At 66.3% G+C, this 18961-nt stretch carries 18 protein-coding genes; 14 read left to right on the top strand and 4 right to left on the bottom strand.

Annotated features, from left to right (window positions below; genetic code table 11):
* Positions 1 to 527: 527 nt before the first annotated feature.
* Positions 528 to 977 (top strand): DUF2380 domain-containing protein, encoded by a 450-nt coding sequence (locus tag MZTS_RS00995; protein ID WP_080515516.1) that lies wholly within the window; start codon positions 528 to 530, stop codon positions 975 to 977.
* 538 nt (positions 978 to 1515) lie between these two features.
* On the opposite strand, the gene MZTS_RS01005 is transcribed toward MZTS_RS00995, so the two are convergent.
* Together MZTS_RS01005 and MZTS_RS01010 are read right to left on the bottom strand one after the other, a co-directional pair.
* Positions 1516 to 1785 carry an FAD/NAD(P)-binding protein gene (locus tag MZTS_RS01005; RefSeq protein ID WP_192280556.1) on the bottom strand — a complete coding sequence of 90 codons (270 nt, stop codon included), beginning with the start codon at positions 1783 to 1785 and terminating at the stop codon, positions 1516 to 1518.
* 349 nt (positions 1786 to 2134) lie between these two features.
* A complete protein-coding gene (locus MZTS_RS01010) occupies positions 2135 to 2560 on the bottom strand; it encodes a YciI family protein (protein ID WP_012605960.1) in 426 nt (141 codons plus the stop codon).
* Positions 2561 to 2840: 280 nt separating this feature from the next.
* Here MZTS_RS01010 and MZTS_RS01015 point away from each other — a divergent pair.
* A protein-coding gene (locus MZTS_RS01015) for an IS3-like element ISMex5 family transposase (protein WP_192280559.1) occupies positions 2841 to 4024 on the top strand; the annotation gives its coding sequence in 2 pieces (ribosomal slippage) (positions 2841 to 3105 and positions 3105 to 4024; 1185 coding nt in all).
* Here MZTS_RS01015 and MZTS_RS01020 read toward each other — a convergent pair.
* On the bottom strand, positions 3992 to 4360 hold the full coding sequence (locus MZTS_RS01020) for a CBS domain-containing protein (protein ID WP_192280562.1): 369 nt from the start codon (positions 4358 to 4360) through the stop codon (positions 3992 to 3994). The genes MZTS_RS01015 and MZTS_RS01020 overlap by 33 nt on opposite strands.
* Before the next feature lie 242 nt (positions 4361 to 4602).
* Here MZTS_RS01020 and MZTS_RS01025 point away from each other — a divergent pair, with 242 nt between their 5' ends.
* The 11 genes from MZTS_RS01025 to MZTS_RS01080 all read left to right on the top strand — a co-directional run bounded on the left by MZTS_RS01025 (position 4603) and on the right by MZTS_RS01080 (position 15648).
* A complete protein-coding gene (locus MZTS_RS01025; protein ID WP_012605961.1) occupies positions 4603 to 5070 on the top strand; it encodes a hypothetical protein in 468 nt (155 codons plus the stop codon).
* Between the two features lie 86 nt (positions 5071 to 5156).
* On the top strand, positions 5157 to 6908 hold the full coding sequence (locus MZTS_RS01030) for an efflux RND transporter periplasmic adaptor subunit (RefSeq protein ID WP_003600345.1): 1752 nt from the start codon (positions 5157 to 5159) through the stop codon (positions 6906 to 6908).
* A 12-nt stretch (positions 6909 to 6920) separates the two neighbouring features.
* The gene (locus MZTS_RS01035; RefSeq protein WP_012605962.1) at positions 6921 to 10067 is read left to right on the top strand and encodes an efflux RND transporter permease subunit; all 3147 of its coding nucleotides are present in this window, start codon (positions 6921 to 6923) and stop codon (positions 10065 to 10067) included.
* Between the two features lie 33 nt (positions 10068 to 10100).
* The gene (locus MZTS_RS01040) at positions 10101 to 10466 is read left to right on the top strand and encodes a hypothetical protein (RefSeq protein ID WP_003600349.1); all 366 of its coding nucleotides are present in this window, start codon (positions 10101 to 10103) and stop codon (positions 10464 to 10466) included.
* Positions 10467 to 10488: 22 nt separating this feature from the next.
* Complete coding sequence (gene copM / locus MZTS_RS01045; RefSeq protein WP_009864690.1) at positions 10489 to 10935, top strand: CopM family metallochaperone; 447 nt, start codon at positions 10489 to 10491, stop codon at positions 10933 to 10935.
* A 191-nt stretch (positions 10936 to 11126) separates the two neighbouring features.
* Complete coding sequence (locus tag MZTS_RS01050) at positions 11127 to 11459, top strand: four-helix bundle copper-binding protein (protein ID WP_003600351.1); 333 nt, start codon at positions 11127 to 11129, stop codon at positions 11457 to 11459.
* Positions 11460 to 11482: 23 nt separating this feature from the next.
* Positions 11483 to 11716 carry a hypothetical protein gene (locus MZTS_RS01055; protein ID WP_003600352.1) on the top strand — a complete coding sequence of 78 codons (234 nt, stop codon included), beginning with the start codon at positions 11483 to 11485 and terminating at the stop codon, positions 11714 to 11716.
* Positions 11717 to 11881: 165 nt separating this feature from the next.
* Positions 11882 to 14311: a heavy metal translocating P-type ATPase gene (locus MZTS_RS01060; RefSeq protein ID WP_012605963.1), complete on the top strand. Its 2430-nt coding sequence runs from the start codon at positions 11882 to 11884 to the stop codon at positions 14309 to 14311.
* Positions 14312 to 14384: 73 nt separating this feature from the next.
* Positions 14385 to 14546: a hypothetical protein gene (locus MZTS_RS01065; protein WP_003600355.1), complete on the top strand. Its 162-nt coding sequence runs from the start codon at positions 14385 to 14387 to the stop codon at positions 14544 to 14546.
* A 75-nt stretch (positions 14547 to 14621) separates the two neighbouring features.
* The gene (locus MZTS_RS01070; protein WP_012605964.1) at positions 14622 to 15098 is read left to right on the top strand and encodes a DUF411 domain-containing protein; all 477 of its coding nucleotides are present in this window, start codon (positions 14622 to 14624) and stop codon (positions 15096 to 15098) included.
* A 334-nt stretch (positions 15099 to 15432) separates the two neighbouring features.
* Positions 15433 to 15648, top strand: coding sequence for a hypothetical protein (locus tag MZTS_RS01080; protein WP_015821500.1), 216 nt, complete (start codon positions 15433 to 15435; stop codon positions 15646 to 15648).
* A gap of 394 nt (positions 15649 to 16042) precedes the next feature.
* Here MZTS_RS01080 and MZTS_RS25040 read toward each other — a convergent pair whose 3' ends face one another.
* Positions 16043 to 16276 (bottom strand): hypothetical protein, encoded by a 234-nt coding sequence (locus MZTS_RS25040; protein ID WP_003600358.1) that lies wholly within the window; start codon positions 16274 to 16276, stop codon positions 16043 to 16045.
* A 740-nt stretch (positions 16277 to 17016) separates the two neighbouring features.
* Between MZTS_RS25040 and MZTS_RS01090 the strand changes: the two genes are divergently transcribed.
* Positions 17017 to 18888: a TonB-dependent receptor gene (locus MZTS_RS01090; protein WP_246481934.1), complete on the top strand. Its 1872-nt coding sequence runs from the start codon at positions 17017 to 17019 to the stop codon at positions 18886 to 18888.
* Positions 18889 to 18961 lie beyond the last annotated feature (73 nt).

Below are 18961 nucleotides of genomic sequence, written 5' to 3' on the forward strand. Positions count from 1 at the left end.
GGAGACCGAAAAAGAGGACTGGCGAGGGACGGCTGCCGACATCATGGCGACGGGGTCGGTGTTGATCGGCGGCGTCCCCATCCGGCGCTAGGGGGCGGGTCGGAGGCGGGACGTCTCCTTCCGGACAAAAGGCCAAGTGCCGCTTCCCACCGAGGCTGTCTGAAAACGAAGGCACGCTGCGAGATCGTAGAACAATCCTCTATTCAGCTGGCATTACAACTCGCCAAACAACCATTTTGACGCCGGTAAAGCATCCATTTCGGCGCTCTTCAGAGCGCCTTATGGAATATCCTTCTACCTCAACCAACGGCTTCCACATTTTCACACAGCCTCCACCCTTTGCGGCAACTTCCGCAAACGCAGTGCCCGGCTCTTCGGTGCGCCTCCTTCCTTGGTTGCCGCGCATGCGGTCGCGAGGGTGAAGGAACGTGGACCGAACCGAGATGCTGACCGTTGCCTGACGGATTTAAGCCAAGCAAATCACGCATGCGGCTGAGGGGGATGACGCGCGTATCGAGCTTGCTCTGGTGGACGTGCCGCGCGAGCGATTCTTGCCGCCCGCACCATGGCTCCTCAGTCGCTGGCTCAAAGGCTACCAGCAAACCCCCGACGCCGATCCGGTCTACCTCTACCAGGATGTGCCGGTGGCGATCGACCCGAGCCACTATCTTAACATTCGGCAGACTTCCTTCCTGATCGGTCTCATCGCACGGGGCCGACCGCAGCTTGGCGAAACTGTGGTACACGTCGGGACCGGGTACTATACAGTCGGAGTCGTGCACAAGAGCAGTACGCTGATCCTGCAGCTCTGGGCCCGGCTGGTGGATGCCCATACCGGTCGGGATGTGTTCTCGTGCAATCTCAACTTTCGCGGCGATACCGACGAGGCGTGGCAGCGAGCCGAGACGTTCCTCGCCGCGCAAATCCGTGACGCGAGCACAGGAGAGCCGATGCGCCACCCGAACCGCCGCCCCTGAGCGTTTTCGGTCGACGGGCGCCAGCGCAAAAGGGGAGTCGAGCTGACCGTCTTAGGCGGATCGACTCCAGGGATTCGCCTGCTGGAGGGCGTGCAGGTACGAGCCCATAACCCAGCCAATGTCGGGCGCGTGGCCGTAGGTGCCCCGGACGTTCTCTTAATAGTCTGAGGCCGCCGCTTCCGACCCAACATGCTGGACGAGGCTGCCAATGTTCACTTTCTCAGCGCTCAAACAGAATGGGGAATTCGGGTTCAGGCTCGGCCGCGACTGGCCCGAGCGGCCGGATGGGCTGCGACGAAAGACCCGTTCTCCATGCCGCACCTGCACTCCGCCCACTGGCGCCTTCACACTCCACGCCGACACCGCGCGCACCACAACCCCGACGAGCGCCGCCGCTTCCTCGAAGCAGCCGGCCAGACCGGCCTCGAGCTGCGGGCGTTCTGTCACCTTGGCCAACCGGACCCGACCGGCGGGGTTGCAGGCCGCGGCGGCGCACACTGCTTCCATACGCCTATCGAAGACTGAAAACCCACCTAAGTCAGTCATAAGTCGATTCTGGGCATCTGGGCATCGATACGACGATGCCCTCAGGCACGCTCGCGCAGATGTAGTCGAAGCACCAGTGAAGATAGCGCCCCAGCAGAGATCTGGGAGTGTATGTGTCGTCCGGGATCGGATCACCTTCCCCGCATACAATTGCTCCGTTCCAACGGTATCCGGACAGCCACAGCCAGTCGGCGTAAGTTGGCCCCGGCCGCACTGACCCCGCATCTACAAAGGATGCGTGCGAACCGAGGTGCTCGACCACAACGTGGGTATGCTCCGCGCTTAATGTCTAGCAGCGGAAGAACTTCGCTTTTGCAGGCGTTAAACCGGTGTGGTCGTGCCGAGCCTTTTTCCACCTAAGGCGTTTTCTAACAATGGTTTAAGTTATCCACAGCCCTCCGCTGAAGGGGAATCGAGGCAGGGTCGCACGTCGTTAGGATACGGCTGCCGAAAGTTCGAAAGATTCTTCTGGGACGAGCCGATGTCTGTGGTCCTACTTGGCGCTCAGGCGCTGCTCGGTTTCCATCCTGCGCGCCTACCGCGGCAGGTTCCGGCATGTCTCGAGAGAGGCGGAGCTCACGTCCGGGGGTTCACGCCGTCCCGCTGCCGGTCTACGCGCCCAGGCACGCCGGCGTGCTGATCGAGGACGGCTCGGATAGGCTGCCGGTCTGAGGCGACGTGATCCACTCGCGCGTCTTCCCGATGCTCCATCCGGACCGAGCGACAGTCTTCGACTGTGCGCAGCGGCAGACGGTGGCGAGCTTCCGTGCCCACTCGACTGCTTCCTCTCGTGCCGGCACTTCCAGCACGGCGAAGCCGCCGTTGAGGCGGCTGCCTAGATAGGTCTTGAACGATACCGATCCGTCGCCGCCAACCATGACGGGAGCGATTGTTTCATCGATCCCACCGCCAAAGGCATAGACACCGGCGGCCTTCGCTTCCTCGATCACGGCATGCGACTCGTCGGACGCGGCACGCAGTTCCTCGTCAGAGAGGATCATCGCTTCGGCTGCAAAGGAGATGAGGTATTTCGTCATAGGCAGAGGTTGCGGCATGGCACCGACCGCAGCAAGCGCGATTAACGCATCGGCTTTGGTTGGGAAGCCGCCTCAGCCATCGTTCTTGTTAGGTGCGCCTTAACTTCTCGCGACATGCTTGCAGAAGTTGTCGAGTGCGGCCGACCCACCATCGCGTTGCTGCTCGACGGGAAACTGGCTCTCCAGAGCAAACGAAACCTTTATGAATGCAACTGTGATCCGCCCCCACTGAAGTGGTCCGCCCTGAGGTATGGCTTTTGAGCCAGATGAGGACGGACAGATGGGAACGAAGCGGCACAAGCCGGAAGACGTGGTCGCCAAGCTGCGGCAGGTGGATGTTCTGGTCTCGCAGGGCCAGAGCGTGGCGGAGGCGATCCGGGCCATCGGCGTGACGGAAGTGACCTACTACCGCTGGCGCAAGGAGTACGGCGGCCTGAAGAGCGATCAGGTTCGACGGATGAAGGACTTGGAGGTTGAGAACCAGCGGCTGCGCAAGGCGATTGCGGATCTCACCCTCGACAAGCTGATCCTGCAGGAGGCCGCTCGGGGAAACTGACCAGCCCCGCGCGCCGACGCGCCTGCATCGCGCATGTCATGAACGTCCTAGACGTCTCCGAGCGCCGCGCCTGTCGGGCGCTCGGGCAGCATCGCTCGACGCAGCGCAAGGTGCCGCGGGGAAGAGAGGATGAGGCCGCGCTGACAGCCGACCTCGTGGAACTGGCTCGCCAGTACGGGCGCTACGGCTACCGGAAGATCGGTGCATTGCTGAAGGCGGCGGGCTGGTTCGTCAACGACAAGCGGGTCGAACGGATCTGGCGGCGCGAGGGGCTGAAGGTCCCGTCTCGGCAGCCCAAGCGCGGCCGCATCTGGGACGGGGATGGTTCCTGCCTGCGATTGCGGGCGGAGCGTCGCGATCACGTCTGGTCCTACGACTTTGTCGAAGCCCGCACGCACGAGGGCCGCAAGTTCCGGATGCTGAACGTGGTCGATGAGTTCACGCGGGAGTGCCTGGCGATCCGCGTCGCACGCAAGCTGAAGGCGGCGGAGGTGATCGACGTGCTGTCCGACCTGTTCATCCTGCGCGGCGTGCCCGGCCATATTCGCTCGGACAACGGTCCGGAGTTCATCGCCAAGTCCGTGCAGGCCTGGATCACCGGTGTCGGCGCCAGAACAGCCTACATCGCACCCGGCTCGCCATGGGAGAACGGTTACGTCGAGAGCTTCAACGCACGACTACGGGACGAGCTTTTGAACGGTGAGATCTTCTACACGCTCAAGGAGGCGCAGATCGTGATCGAGAGTTGGCGTCTACACTACAACAGCGTGCGCCCGCACGCCTCGCTCGGCTACCGACCACCGGCCCCGGAGGTGTTCGTGCCGGCCTTCACCGCTTGGCCGGCTGCGCTCACCCGGTCGGCTCCGCCGGCCAAGCTACCCGTGGAGCAAAGGCCGACCCTGCACTAACTTAGAACTTGGACCACCGCGTGGGGGCCGATCAGTCGGAATGTCCCACATGGAGATCATGCCGGTGACTTTGCCGTCATGCATCACGAGCAGTTGCCGGAAGTGGCCGTCGAGCATCTTCTGAAGGGCGTCGGTCAAGCATTCTTCTACATCGATCGTCCGCGGATCGGGGGTCATCACGGCGCGAACCAGCGTCAGTTGCGGATCGAGACCAACCGCGATCACGCGAGCGATGACGTCACGCTCGCTGACGATGCCGATAAGCGCGCCGCCCTCCTCGACCGCGAGCGCGCCAACGTGATGCTCGCGCAGACGACGGCATACCTCGGTGACCATCGCTCCAACGTCGATGGTGTGAAGGGGCCGACCACGTATCAGTGACCTGACCGGCTGGCTTTGGACCGGGCTGATTGAGAATGTGAGCTTGATTTTCAGCCGGACGCCCGCACCGGTCCATAAGGGTCAAAGAACCCGCCGTGCGGCCGCTTCATCGGGCAGCCACATCGGCGGGAAGGCGTTGCACGTGCAGCACCAGGCGGGATTCCCATTCTGCGACAACTGTGATAGATTGCTCCTCGATGACTTTTGTCCGCCAATTTGCGCGCCTGATGGCCGTGGTGATCGTGATGATCGCCGCGGTGTTCGGCGCGTCGGCGGTTCAGGCGCACGAAGGCCACCATCACGTGGCGCCGGCTGCCGCGGCACCGCTTCAGGCCCGGATGCCTGCTGCGGCACGGGCTCCTGCGTCGGTCAAACCTACAGTCAGACTTGCTGCCAGCCCGTCCGCCATCCCGGTGGCTGCACCCCCTGCCACATCAATCAGCGTCCTCGCCGGTGCGGCGCAGGCCCGGGGCAACAACACGGACGGCTGTGACGGGACCTGCTGTGCGGTGGGTTTGGGCTGCTGCCATGCTGCCGTCACCTCAGCGGCCGCCACAACGGTGCCGCTGCGCACCGCCTCCACCGTGGTGCTGACCGGGCAGCAGGATCTACTGCCCAGCCTCGCCCCGGAGGCCCTGCCCAAGCCGCCTCGATCCTTCGCCTAGAACCCGCGTCCCCATGCCTGGGGCAGCGCTGAGCGCTGCTGCGAGTGCGTGGACGCTTGCGTCCACCTGGCGAAAGATTGCGACCCATGAGTTCCCGAACTGCGGCTGCGCTGCGTGCGCTGGCCGTGACGCTGGCCCTGCTCGCAGGCCCTGCGTACGCCCACGAGGGGCATGACCACGGCGCACCGCCGCCCCCGGTCAGCAAAACGATTTCCCCGCGCGGCGAGGCGCTGTCGGCCGCGTTCGAGCTGGTCGCCGTATCCCGCAACGGCACGCTCCAGCTCTATCTCGACCGCTTCCAGAGCGGCGAGCCCGTCAGCGATGCGACCCTGGAGATCGACACGCCGACCGGTCCGGCGACCGCCCAGGCGGCCGGGCCTGGCGCCTACCGCCTGCTGGCACCCTGGCTGAGCAAGCCTGGCCGTTACGATGTCATGATCACGGTGACCGCCGGCAGCGACGTTGATGTCCTGCCGGTAGCGCTGACGATCCCCGATCCCGCTGCAACCTCCACGGCCCCTGCTGGGGCAGGCCGTCCGTTTGGCGCGGCTCTGGCCCAGACGCTGCCGGATCTGACGCACGGCCTGCGCGATCGCCTGACCAAGGCTGATCCGGTTCTGCTGGTGGTGGCCGGCCTGAGCTTCCTGCTCGGCCTGCTGGTGATGGCGCTGGTGCGCGGGCGTTATCGCCTGCCGGTGATCGCCGTGGTGGCGCTGACGGCCACGGTGCTCCTGAGCACCAACGCCTTTGCCCATGGGGGCGAGGACCACGGCGACCAACCCGTCCAGGGTGCCGCGCTGATCCCGCCCACCGCGTCAGCGGCTGGGGACGACACCACTGATCTCGCGCAGCGCCTGCCCGACGGCAGCGTCTTCGTGCCCAAGCCAACTCAGCGCCTGCTGGGCCTGCGCACGGTGATGACCGAAGTCGGCACGTTCAATCGTACCATCGGCCTGCCCGGCCGGATCATCGCCAACCCCGAAGCCAGCGGTGTGGTGCAGTCCTCCGTCGGCGGTCGCCTGTCGCCGCCGCCCTCCGGACGGTTTCCGCGGCTGGGCACCGCGGTGAGCAAGGGCGATGTGCTGGCCTACGTCACCCCGCCGGTGCAGCGCGTCGACCTGTCCGACATGCGCCAGACCCAGGGTCAGCTCGACCAGCAGGTCGCCACCGTGCAGCGCCGGGTCGAACGGTTCTCCAAGCTGGCAACCTCCGGCGCCGTGTCCCAGGTTCAGCTCGATGAGGCGCAGGACGAGCTGAAGGGCCTGAAGGACCGCCGCGCCGCGCTCGACAAGTTCCGCCAGGAGCCCGAGCCGCTGATCGCACCGGTCGACGGGGTGGTCGCCGAAGCCCTGGCCGTGTCCGGCCAGATGGCCGCGGCGGGCCAGATGATCTTCCAGATCATTGACCCGAAAAACCTCTGGGTCGAGGCCTTGAGCTTCGACGCCCTGGGCGGCGCGGAAAGCGCCACGGCACGCCTGGCCGACGGCCGCACCATGCAGCTGACCTATCGCGGCGCCGGCCTGGCCGACCGCAACCAGGCCATCCCGGTGCAGTTCGCGATTACCAGCGACACCAGCGGCCTGCGCGTTGGCCAGTTCGTCACCGTCCAGGCGGCCACCACCACGGAGCTGCAGGGCCTGGCCCTGCCGCGATCGGCGGTCGTGCGCACCGGCAACGGCCAGGACGTCGTCTACGAGCACACCACCGCCGAACGGTACGAGGCCCGCCAGGTCCGGACCACGCCGCTCGACGGCAGCCGGGTGCTGTTGGCCGTTGGCATCGGTGCCGGCAAACGCGTGGTGACCCAGGGCGCCGAGCTCCTGGATCAGGTGCGCTGAGGAGAAGCCGGCATGTTTACCTTCCTCGTCAGCCAGTCGCTGAAAAATCGCCTGCTGGTGCTGGCCATCGCCAGTGTGCTGGTGCTCTTCGGGGCGTTCACGGTCACCAAGCTGCCCGTGGACGTCTTTCCGGACCTCAACCGGCCCACGGTCACGATTATGACCGAAGCCGAAGGCTACGCGCCGCCTGAGGTCGAGCAGCTGGTGACCTATCCGATCGAAACCCGCATGAACGGCCTGCCCGGCGTGAGCCGGGTGCGCTCCGTCTCCGGTGTCGGCCTGTCGATTGTCTACGTCGAGTTCGACTGGGGCACCGACATCTACCGCAACCGCCAGCAGATCGCCGAGCGCCTGAGCCTGGTGCAGGATCAGCTGCCGCGCGGGGTCGCCCCCGTGATGGGGCCGATCTCCTCGATCATGGGGCAGATCCTGCTGGTCGCCGTGACCAGTGAGACCGCCACGCCGATGCAGGTGCGCGAGGCGGCCGACTTCGTGATCCGCCCGCGCCTGCTGACCATCCCCGGGGTGGCGCAGGTCATTCCGATTGGCGGCGAGGTGCGCCAGTTCCGCGTCGCCCCGAACCCCGCAGCGATGCGCACCCTGGGCGTGACCAACGCCCAGCTGGAGGCATCCCTGCAGCAGTTCGGCACCAATGCCGGCGGCGGGTTCACCGACCAGAACGCTCGCGAATACCTGATCCGCAACATCGCGCGGACCCTGGATCTGGACGACCTGCGCAACGTGGTGGTCACCACGGTCAACAACACGCCGGTCTATCTGCGCCAAATCGCCGAGGTGTCGTTCGGGGCCCGGGTCAAGCGCGGCGATGCCGGCTACCAGGGCAAGCCGGCCGTGATCGTCTCGGTCGAGAAACAGCCCGACGTCGACACCGTCAAACTCACCGGCCAGATCCAGCAGGCCCTGGGCGAGATCACCCAGACCCTACCCGACGGCATCAAGGCCGATCAGATCCTGTTCCGGCAGGCCAACTTCATCGAGACCTCGATCAGCAACGTCGAGCGGGTGCTGCTGGAGGCCATCGTGGTGGTCGCCGCGGTTCTGTTCCTGTTCCTTCTGAACGTTCGCACCACCGCGATCTCCCTGCTGGCGATCCCGGTGTCGATCCTGACCACCGCGGTGGTGTTCCACCTGTTTGGCCTGTCGATCAACACGATGACCCTGGGCGGCCTGGCCATCGCGATCGGCGAGCTGGTCGATGACGCCGTGGTCGACGTCGAAAACATCTTCCGGCGCCTCGGCGAGAACCGGAAGGCCGGCAACCCCAAGAGCGTGTTCCAGGTGGTGGTGGAGGCCTCCAACGAGGTGCGCTCCGGCATCGTCTACGCGACGATGATCATCATCCTGGTGTTCGTGCCGCTGTTCGCCCTATCGGGCATCGAGGGGCGGCTGTTTGCCCCGCTCGGGCAGGCCTACATCATCTCGATCCTGGCCAGCCTGGTCACCTCGATCACGCTGACCCCGGTGCTGGCCTCCTGGCTCCTACCGGGTCTCAAGAACCTCGAAGAGCACGACAGCCGGTTCCTCAAGCTGCTCAAGCGCGGCAATGCCGCCTTGCTCCGGGGCGCGTTCCGTCACCAGCGCCTGCTGGTCGGGATGGTCGCCGTGGCGGTGCTCGGCGCCGGCGTGGCCGCCTGGCAGCTGCCCCGGGCGTTCCTGCCGCCGTTCAACGAGGGCTCGTTCACGGTCAACATGACCTTCAACCCGGGGATCTCGCTGGCCGAGAGCAACCGGATCGGGTTGATCGCGGAAAAGCTGCTGCTGGAGGTGCCCGGCGTGGCGGCGGTGGGCCGCCGCACCGGGCGGGCGGAGCTGGATGAGCACGCCGAAGGGGTGCACTCCTCAGAGATCGAGGTCGAACTCAAGGGCGGCGACGACCCGCGCGCCAAGGACGCCCTAGTGGCCGACATCCGCCGGCGTCTCGCGGTGCTGCCGGTGTCGGTCAACGTCGGCCAGCCGATCTCGCACCGGCTTGATCACATGCTGTCCGGCGTGCGCGCCGAGATCGCCCTCAAGATCTACGGCGAGGACCTGGATGCGCTGCGGCGCATCGCCAACGGCCTGCGCGAGCGGTTCGCGAGCATTCCGGGGCTGACCGACCTGCAGGTGGAAAAGCAGGTGCGCATCCCCCAGCTGGAGATCCGCGTCGATTACACCCGCGCGGCGCTTTACGGGGTGCAGCCGGCCGCGGTGGTCGAGCAGATCAGCCGCCTGTCCAACGGCCGGGTGGTCTCGACCGTGGTCGACGGTGTGCGCCGGTTCGACGTGGTGATCCGCCTGCCCGAGGATCAGCGCACCACCACCGGCCTGGGCGACTTGCTGCTAGAGACCCCCTCCGGTTGGGTGCCGGCCCGCCAGGTCGCCGACATCCGGGAGACCGACGGCCCCAACCAGATCCTGCGCGAAAACACCCGCCGCCGGATCGTGGTGCAGGCCAACACCAACGGCAAAAGCGACATGACCACCATCGTGGCGGCCATGCGCCAGGCGATCGCCCAGGAAACGCTGCCGCCGGGGTTCTTCACCAGCCTGGAAGGTACGTTCCAGGCCCAGGAGGACGCCACGCGGACGATCGCCGCCCTGTCGGCGCTGTCGTTGGCACTGGTCTTTGCGCTGCTCTACAGCCGCTACCGCTCGGCCGCCCTGGCGCTGATCATCATGGGCAACGTGCCCCTGGCGCTGATCGGCTCGGTCGCCGCGCTGTGGCTGGTCGGCCAGCCGCTCAGCGTGGCCTCGATGATCGGGTTCATCACGCTGACCGGCATCGCCGCGCGTAACGGCATTCTGAAGATCAGCCACTACCTCAATCTGGCGCTGCACGAGGGCGTGCCGTTCGGGCGGGACCTGGTGATCCGCGGCAGCCTGGAGCGGCTGACCCCGGTGCTGATGACGGCCCTGTCGGCCGGCGTCGCCCTGGTGCCGCTGCTCTACGACGCCGCCTCACCGGGCAAGGAGATCCTGCACCCGGTCGCGGTGACGATCTTCGGCGGCCTGATCAGCGCCACGCTGCTCGACACGTTCCTGACGCCGATCCTGTTCCTGCGGTTCGGACGGACCCCCCTGGCGCGGCTGCAGGCCGCCCAGGACCACGCCGATACGCAGGTCACCGGCACCCACGCGCCACCGCGTGAGGCGTTCTGAGCCCCATCCCACAACCGAACAAAGGAGAACCCCATGGTGCCGTGGAGATTAGCGTTCGCCGGCAGCCTCCTGCTTGCCCTGCCTGTGTGTGCCCACGAGATGGCCGGCAAGCACGGCGGTCGGGTCACCGACGCCGGCAGCTACCACGTCGAACTCGTCGCCAAGGACAAGACCGTCGACGTCTACCTGCTCGACAGCAGCGAAAAGCCTGTCCCGGCCGCCGGGTTCAAGGCCAGTGCCATTCTGATTGTCGATGGCAAGCCGGCGCGGGTCGCCCTGACCCCGGCCGACGCCAACCGCCTGACCGGTCAGGCCCAGGTTCCGCTGAACGCCGCGCCCAAAGGCGCCGTGCAGCTGACAGCTCCCGACGGCGCCACCGCCAGCGGGAAGTTCAACTAGCCCGACAAGAGAGGAAAACCCGATGAAGCGTGCTCAATCCCTGCTGACCGCAGCCCTCCTCGCCACCGGCCTCGCCACCGGCCTCGCCGGCGCGGCGATCGCCGCGGACGACATGCATCACAAGGGGCACCAGCCGAGCGCGAGCGAGGCCAGCGACGCCCATCAGGCCGAGATGCAGAAGATGATCGCCGACATGATGCCATCGCCCAGCGATCCGGCCTCCACCAAGGACTTCAAGCAGGCCGACATGGCGATGATGCACGACATGCACGTGGCCTACACCGGCAACCCGGACGTGGATTTCCGCACGCACATGATCCCGCACCACAAGGGCGCGGTGGCCATGGCCAAGGTCGCGCTCAAGCACGCCAAGGACCCGGCGACCAAGCAGATGGCGCAGAAGATCATCGATGATCAGGAAAAGGAAATCGCCGAAATACAGGCTTGGCTGAAACAGAACGGTAAGTAAGACCGGGTCATCTAAGCGGATGGCGGGTCTGTGTTACAGGCATCTCTGCCAAAAAATTAAGTTTAGACCGAAGTTATGAACCGCTGGCCAAGGATAGGATTCCTCGATTATGGCAAAGCTTGATTCGCTGCAGCTGTTTCTTCAGCGAAGTATGTGATATGTCGTACCCGAACGATAAAAGGAGCAGAACAATGCATCAGATGTCCCCGGCAATGCAGGGCTGCATCGATGAGTGCCTGCGCTGCTATCAGGCCTGCCTGGGCATGGCGTCCAACCGTTGCCTGCCGGCTGGCGGTTCACACGTTCAGCCGGAGCATTTCCGGTTGATGCTGGCCTGCGCCGAGATCTGCCGGACGTCCGCGCATCTCATGCTGCTCGGACTGCCCGAACACAAACACACCTGCCGCGCCTGCGCGGAGGTGTGTGAGGCCTGCGCCGCGAGCTGCGAAGCCGTGGGCGACATGCAGGACTGTGTCACGCAGTGCCGGCGCTGTGCCGAAACCTGCCGCACGATGGCGGCCTGAGCCCCCAACCAAGGATCACACCCATGAACCTCAAGACCCTGATCGCTGCCGCGCTGCTGACCGCGACGGCCTTGCCGGCCCTGGCCGACGACCAAGGCAACGCCAACGCCGAGCAGCAGACCCAGCCGACCCCCAGCCGGGGCAACACCGCCGGCGGTCCGAGCCACGGCGCCGATCATCCGAAGAACGCCCCGGCCGACACCACTCCGGCCCACACGTCCAAGCCGCACGGCCACGGTGACGGCAGCAAGCACTGAGGCTTCCGCGCCAGGGACAGGGCGGCGGGCACATTCCTGTGCCGCCCTGCCCCACGGGCGTGCCCCTAGCACGCCCTCCTCCGATCCGACCATGCCGGCGCTTGAATAGTCTCCGTCGTGGCTCATTGACCTTCCCATGGTGGGAAGGTGCAGGGTGCTCCCACGATGACCGCGAATGACCATACCCCCTCACAGCATAGCCACGGCCCGGCAACACCGACCGGCCAGGATCATGCCGTGCATGGCCATAAGGGGCACAGCTGTTGCGGCGGTCACGGTCCGGCTGCCGCCGACGACGCCGGGGCGGTCAAGGACCCGGTTTGCGGGATGACGGTCGACCCGCACACCGCCAAGCACCGCGCCCAGCACAACGGGCACCCGTATTATTTCTGCTCGAACGGCTGCCGGACGAAGTTCGAGGCCGATCCGACCCGCTACCTCGATCCGGCCAGCGACGCGGCCAAGGCCGAGCCTGTGCCGCAAGGAACGATCTACACCTGTCCGATGCACCCGGAGGTGCGCCAGGTTGGCCCCGGGGTATGCCCGATCTGCGGCATGGCGCTGGAGCCGGCGATGATCGGCGCCGACACCGGCCCCAGCGACGAGTTGGTCGACATGACTCGGCGGTTCTGGATCGGCTTGGTCCTGACCGTGCCGGTGTTCGTGCTGGAAATGGGCGGCCATCTGACCGGCCTGACCGAACGACTTGGTCAGCAGAACAGCAACTGGCTGCAGCTTGTGCTGGCGACCCCAGTGGTGCTCTGGGCCGGCTGGCCATTCTTCGAGCGCGCCTGGGCTTCGGTGCGCAGCCGCAACCTCAATATGTTCACCCTGATCGCTCTGGGAACCGGCGCCGCCTGGATCTACAGCATCATTGCCACCCTGGCGCCAGCGGCGTTTCCGGCAGCGTTGCGCGGCCATGACGGCGCCGTGCCGGCCTACTTCGAGGCCGCAGCGGTGATCACCGTGCTAGTGCTACTGGGCCAGGTGCTGGAGCTGCGCGCCCGCGAAAGCACCAGCGGCGCCCTGCGGGCCCTTCTGGATCTGGCGCCGAAAACCGCCCGCCGCCTCCACGACGACGGTACCGACGAAGAGATCCAGCTCGACACCGTGCAGGTGGGCGATCGGCTGCGCGTGCGCCCCGGCGAAAAGGTGCCGGTCGACGGCACCGTAATCGAGGGCCGCTCGTCGGTGGACGAGGCACTGGTGACCGGCGAAGCCATGCCGGTCAGCAAGGCGGCTGGCGCTGCGGTGATCGGCGGCAGCCTCAACCAGAGCGGTGCCCTGGTGATCGAGGCTCAGAAGATCGGCCGTGACACCATGCTGGCGCGGATCGTCCAGCTGGTTGCCGAGGCGCAGCGAAGCCGCGCCCCGATCCAGCGCCTGGCTGACCAGGTGGCGGGCTGGTTTGTGCCGGCCGTCATCGCCGTGGCCGTGCTGGCGTTCATCGCGTGGTTTGCTTTCGGGCCTGAGCCCCGGCTGACCTATGCCCTCCTCGCCGCGGTGGCGGTGCTGATCATCGCCTGCCCCTGTGCGCTTGGGCTGGCCACGCCCATGTCAATCATGGTGGGCGTCGGCCGCGGCGCCCAGGCCGGCGTGCTGATCAAGAACGCCGAGGCCCTGGAGCGCTTGGAAAAGGTCACAACACTGGTGGTCGACAAAACCGGCACCCTCACCGAGGGCAAGCCGGCGGTGACCCGAGTGGTCCCAGCCGAGGGGGTTGCTGAGCAGGAGATCCTGCGGCTGGCGGCCAGTGTCGAGCGTGCCAGCGAGCATCCCCTGGCGGTCGCCATCGTTGCGGCGGCCCAACAGCAGGGGCTTGCCCTCGCCCCGGTCAGCGACTTCGACAGCCCCACCGGACGGGGCGCTCTGGGAACGGTCGAGGGCCGCCAGATCCGGCTTGGCAACGGGAAGTTCCTGGCCGAGGCCGGGATCAGCACCGCGCCGCTCGATCAGGCGGCGGAGGCGCTGCGCCAGGATGGCGCGACGGCGATCTTCATGAGTGTGGACAACCAGGTGGCTGGCGCCCTCGCCATTGCCGATCCGATCAAGGCCACCACACCCGACGCCCTGAAAGCCCTGCGCGCCGAGGGCATTCGCGTGGTCATGCTGACCGGCGACAACCAAACCACGGCCCGGGCGGTCGCAAAGAGGCTCGGCATTGACGCGGTCGAAGCCGAGGTGCTGCCCGACCGGAAAAGCACCATCGTCAAGATCTACCAGCAGCAGGGCGAGGTGGTCGCGATGGCTGGCGACGGGGTCAACGACGCCCCCGCCCTCGCCGCGGCGGACGTCGGGATTGCGATGGGCACCGGCACCGACGTGGCGATCGAAAGCGCCGGCGTGACTCTGCTCAAGGGCGACCTGATGGGCATCGTGCGGGCACGGCATCTGTCGCGCGCCACGATGAGCAACATCCGCCAGAACCTGTTTTTTGCGTTCATCTACAACGCCGCCGGCGTGCCCGTGGCGGCCGGAGTACTCTTCCCGTTCCTGGGCATCCTGCTCTCGCCGGTCATCGCCGCGGCGGCGATGGCCCTGTCCTCGGTCAGCGTCATCGCCAACGCCCTGCGCCTGCGGGCGGTGCGTCTCTGACCGCTCAGTCATTCGGCCGGTTTGGCTGGATCACTGCCGAGGCCTCAGGCCCCGGCAGTACGTGGAGGAAACGATGGAGCGTCTCACTCTTGCAGCCAGCGCCGTGATGCCGCTCAGCCCCGTGCCGGCGATGGCGATGAGCTGCGGCGGCGGGAACGGCAAGGCCGGCATGAAGGGCAAAAAGGGCGGCGGCTGCTGCGACAAGATGGGAGGTCGCATGAGCCCCCGCCCCTGAGCCTTGCCGCCCCGGCTGGCCAGCAGCCGGTCCAGTGCTCCGAACACCCGCGCGCTGCCCTGAGGAGAACGTGTCATGCTTCCGGAACTGCTGCCGAGCCGCCGCGGCGTGCTGGTCGGCCTGGGCGGCCTGCTGCTGGCCGCGCCGCTGCGCGCTGCCGAATCGCTCCTGGAGATCCAGGTGACCAAGGACCCCAGCTGCGGCTGCTGTGCGGCCTGGGTCGATCACATCCGTGCCGCCGGCTTTCCGGTCCAGGTGACCGAGGCCCCGGTCAATCCCCTGAAAGCACGTCTCGGCGTCCCGCGCAGTTTGGCCTCCTGCCATACCGCACAGGTTGGCGGGTACGTGATCGAAGGGCACGTGCCCGCAGGAGCGATCACCCGCCTGCTCGCCGAAAAGCCTCAGGCGACAGGCCTGGCGGTGCCCGGCATGCCGGTGGGCTCACCGGGCATGGAGATCTACGGCATGCCGCCGGACACCTATGAGGTAGTGCTGTTCGGTCCGGATCTGCACCGGCCGTTCGCCCGCTACCGGGGTGGCACGCCGCTCTAAGCGGCCGATCGACCTTCCCGACCGCTCGGCCATGGCCATGGTGTGGTCCGTGGGCAAGAGCAGTCAGCGTATCGAATAGGGGGTCAGGGCAGCCCGATCCCCGAGCATGGTGAGACAGATGCCGGCAGCGGTGCCGAGCAGCAGCACCCCGAGCAACGCCCACAGCATCGTCCTACGCGCTGCCGCCTGGATGTGCGGTCGCACCTTCCGGCGCTGCCGTGGTTCACTCTTCCAGATGCTTTCGGTCGCACGCATAGCTCATTCTACAAGGACGGGGGCCGCAAGGCATCCTGTTTTCTGTGTGCCTTCTTGTACTCGTTCGAGAGGACCAAACGTGATCGTCCAGGGTCCAGATGGAGCATGGCTCCTCCCAACGCGTAGTTTCGAGCGCCACGAGTTCATCGACAGTGGTGATATTGTCATCCTCTGGATACGCAGTGCGGACGATCAGTCGATCGCCGTGATGATGCCCACTAAAGCGATGCAGGAGATGGTGGCGACGCTGAACGAGGGCGAAAGGCCAACCGCGCCAAGCGATCAACCTTGGTAAACGCCAGAGTAGCCGTCCAAGCTCACGCATGGCGGTGTTGGCGTGCCAAGCCGTTCGAACGCTCGGCTCCAGGGTGCAAAACTCAAGAGGCTCGGAGGGTGTCGCGGGATTGCCGTGCCCGCCACAGCGTCCAGACCGCGGCGATGTTGAACAGGGCCATAGCGGCGAGCTGGGAAAACGTCGCCGCTGCCCCACCGTGTGGGTAGGATCGTAGCCCCCGAGCGGCGGGGCGAGGGCTCGGGCGACCAAGCCCGGCTGCGCCAACCCACCGATCAGTCGTGCGTAGGGTTCCGGACCCAACAACCCCAAGGGAACTGCCGCCACGCGATCGACTAGGTCCCGTTGCTGGCGCCGTATAGGATCGGCGCCGGGACAACCAGCGGCAGCCAGAGGGTCAGCATCGCGATCCGACGGCAACCAAGCCCATTGCTGCCGTCAGGGTCCGGAGCGGGTGGTGCCGGACCTTGAGGGAGATCTCGACGAAAAAGGACGCGACCTGGGTCGGCCCGATCAGCACCCCGAAGATGACGGCCGAGGCGAGCGGTACGTCCTGCGCCTGCCAGAGGGTGAGCACGTGCGTCCACAGCAGGCTCATTACTGCGCCGCCGAGGGTCAGCACGCCGGCCATCAGCTGGAACGGCCGGTGCCGGCGGGATCAGCCCCGAGATCAGCGGCAGCGACACCATAAGCTGTAAGCCGGCATAGACAAAACAGGCCAAGCGCCATCCGCCATGGTCGACAAGGAACGCCGGCAGCGGTCAGCTGACCGCTGCCGGCGAACCTGCGCCACAGAACCAGGGTGGTGATCGCCGGTCGTGCCTCCGCGCCATAGAGGCGGCCTAGGGTGGCAAAGGCCGGATCGTACAGGCCGCAGCCCATGCGACACCCATCAAGCAGCCGGCCGGCCAGAAACGATCCTCAGGGACGGTGTGAGACCTAGCACGACGAGACCGGCGGCGAAAAGAAGAGCCGAGAGCGCCAAGACCGGCCGGCCGCCGCGCTCGCCGATGAACCGGCAGACCTGCACGACACCAGGGCGGCGGTAGGCAGGCCGAGGGTCGGGCCGCTGAACACCCAGGCGAGCGGCCAACCCATGGCCGCGCTGAACGCCAGTGCCACATTGGTGGGCGTATCGAGGCGGAACATGCGACCCGCACCATGGGCACAGCGGCAACGGCAGTCACTGAGGATTACCGGTCACGGCTGCGGTATGAGTTTTGCCTAAGATCCTCATACGTGGGGCGTGCGAGGGGTATGCCCCTGCCAACCTCGGAATGTCTTTGCCCTTCCCAGCCGTGCCACCTGCTATCGTTGCGCGATGCGGCGCGCTCCTCAGCACCGTTAGCGTCCTACTAGCCGCGTCCGGCCATGCTTGAGCCGCGCCTGCGACCACGCAAACCGCCGAAACCATCGCGCTTTCGAAAAATTTCGGTCGTGGCCGAGGCACCTGTAGCCACACCGAACGCCAGCGCGGCCTATGCCGGCGGGATCACCGGCGTCGGTTGCACACTCCGGCCGGTCGAGGTTGCGAGCGCCGGCATCATTACAGGGGCGCAGATCAACAGCCGCCCCGTCACCCGGCCCGGCGAGATGCTGGAAGAAGTGCCCGGCATCATCACGCAGCATTCCGGCGAAGGCAAAGCGAACCAGTTCTTCCTGCGCGGGTTCAACCTTGACCACGGCACCGACATCCCCATCAGTGTGGACGGGATGCCGGTCAACATGCGCACCCATGCCCATGGGCAGGGCTACGCCGATCTCAACTTTCTGATCCCTGAGCTGGTCGGCGCGGTCGAGTTCCATAAAGGGCCATACTTCGTGCGCGACGGCCATTGCGCCTCGGCCGGCTCGGTGCGGATCGACTATCTGGACAAGCTCAACCGCAACATTGTCCTGGCCCAACTCGGCAACTTCGGGTTCAAGCGCGCCCTCACGGCGGCCTCGGCTCCGCTGGGCGAGGGCAACCTGCTCGTGGCCGGTGAAGCACAGTTCTATGATGGGCCGTGGGTGGTGCCAGATGCACTGCGCAAGTTCAGCGGGGTCGGACGCTACAGTCAAGGCACGCCGCTCGACGGGTTTGCCGTGACCGGCATGGCCTACTGGGCGAAATGGCACACCACCAACCACATTCCCGGACGGGCTGTCGCTGAGGGGATCATCGGACGTTTCGGCACCATCGATCCAAGCGATGCCGGCGACACGGTCCGGTTCTCGCTGTCCGGCCGCCGGAGCCGGGCGGATGCCGGCGGGATCACACGGGCCTCGGCCTATGTGATTCGCTACCGGATGAACCTGTTCAACAACTTCACATACTTCCTCAACGATCCGGTCAATGGCGACCAGTTCCACCAGCGCGACAGCCGCGCCCTCGGTGGAGGGGAGGTCTCCCGCGCGTTCCAGGGTGACCTGTTCGGCCTGCCCATGGAAAACGAGATCGGCATGCAGACGTGTCCCGACGACATCCGCGTCGGCCTGTTCGACACGACGGCGCGCCGCCACCGCTCGACCGTCCTAGACGACCGGGTACTGGAGGCCAGTGCAGCATTCTATTACGAAAACCGCGTGCGCTGGACCGACTGGCTCCGCACCGGCGTCGGGTTCCGTGCCGATGGCTACTATGCCGATGTTTGCTCCGACATGCCGGCCAATTCGGGCAAGGCCCGCGACGGCATCGTCAACCCGAAACCCGGTGCGGTGTTCGGGCCGTGGCTCGATACCGAGCTGTACGTGAACTACGGCGGTGGCTTCCACTCGAACGACGCGCGCGGAGTTACCGCCACCGTCGACCCCGTGAGCCCGCTGTTCAACGTCTCCCGCTCGCCTTTCCTCGTCCCCTCGACGGGCTACGAGGTTGGTATCCGCAACCCGTCGATCGTTGGGTTGGAAACGTCCCTGGTGCTGTTCCGGCTGGATTTTGCCTCCGAGAACCTGTTCCAGGGCGATACCGGCACCACTGAGCCGAGCCGTCCGACCCGCCGCTTCGGCATCGAGTGGAGCAACCACTACGCCGTCGTTCCCTGGCTCGCCCTGGAAGGCGATCTGACGATCACCAACGCGCGCTTCGCCGATCGTGACCCACTCGGCAGTCGCGTACTGGAAGCGCCGGCCACCATCGCCTCGGCAGGCGTCACCTTCGGCGAGGGACAGGGCTGGTTCGGTAGTCTGCGGTTCCGCTACTTCGGGCCGCGCCCAGAGCTATGCAGGATTTTAGGTGACGGAGGCGGTCAGGCGGCGCGGTGATCTGGGCTCGCGGTGACCTCGGTCCCGTCGCGGAAGATGAAGCCGGCCATGGACCACGACACAGGGTGTTTGG

It is taken from the genome of Methylorubrum zatmanii, from assembly GCF_014845115.1.
GTDB lineage: Bacteria > Pseudomonadota > Alphaproteobacteria > Rhizobiales > Beijerinckiaceae > Methylobacterium > Methylobacterium zatmanii.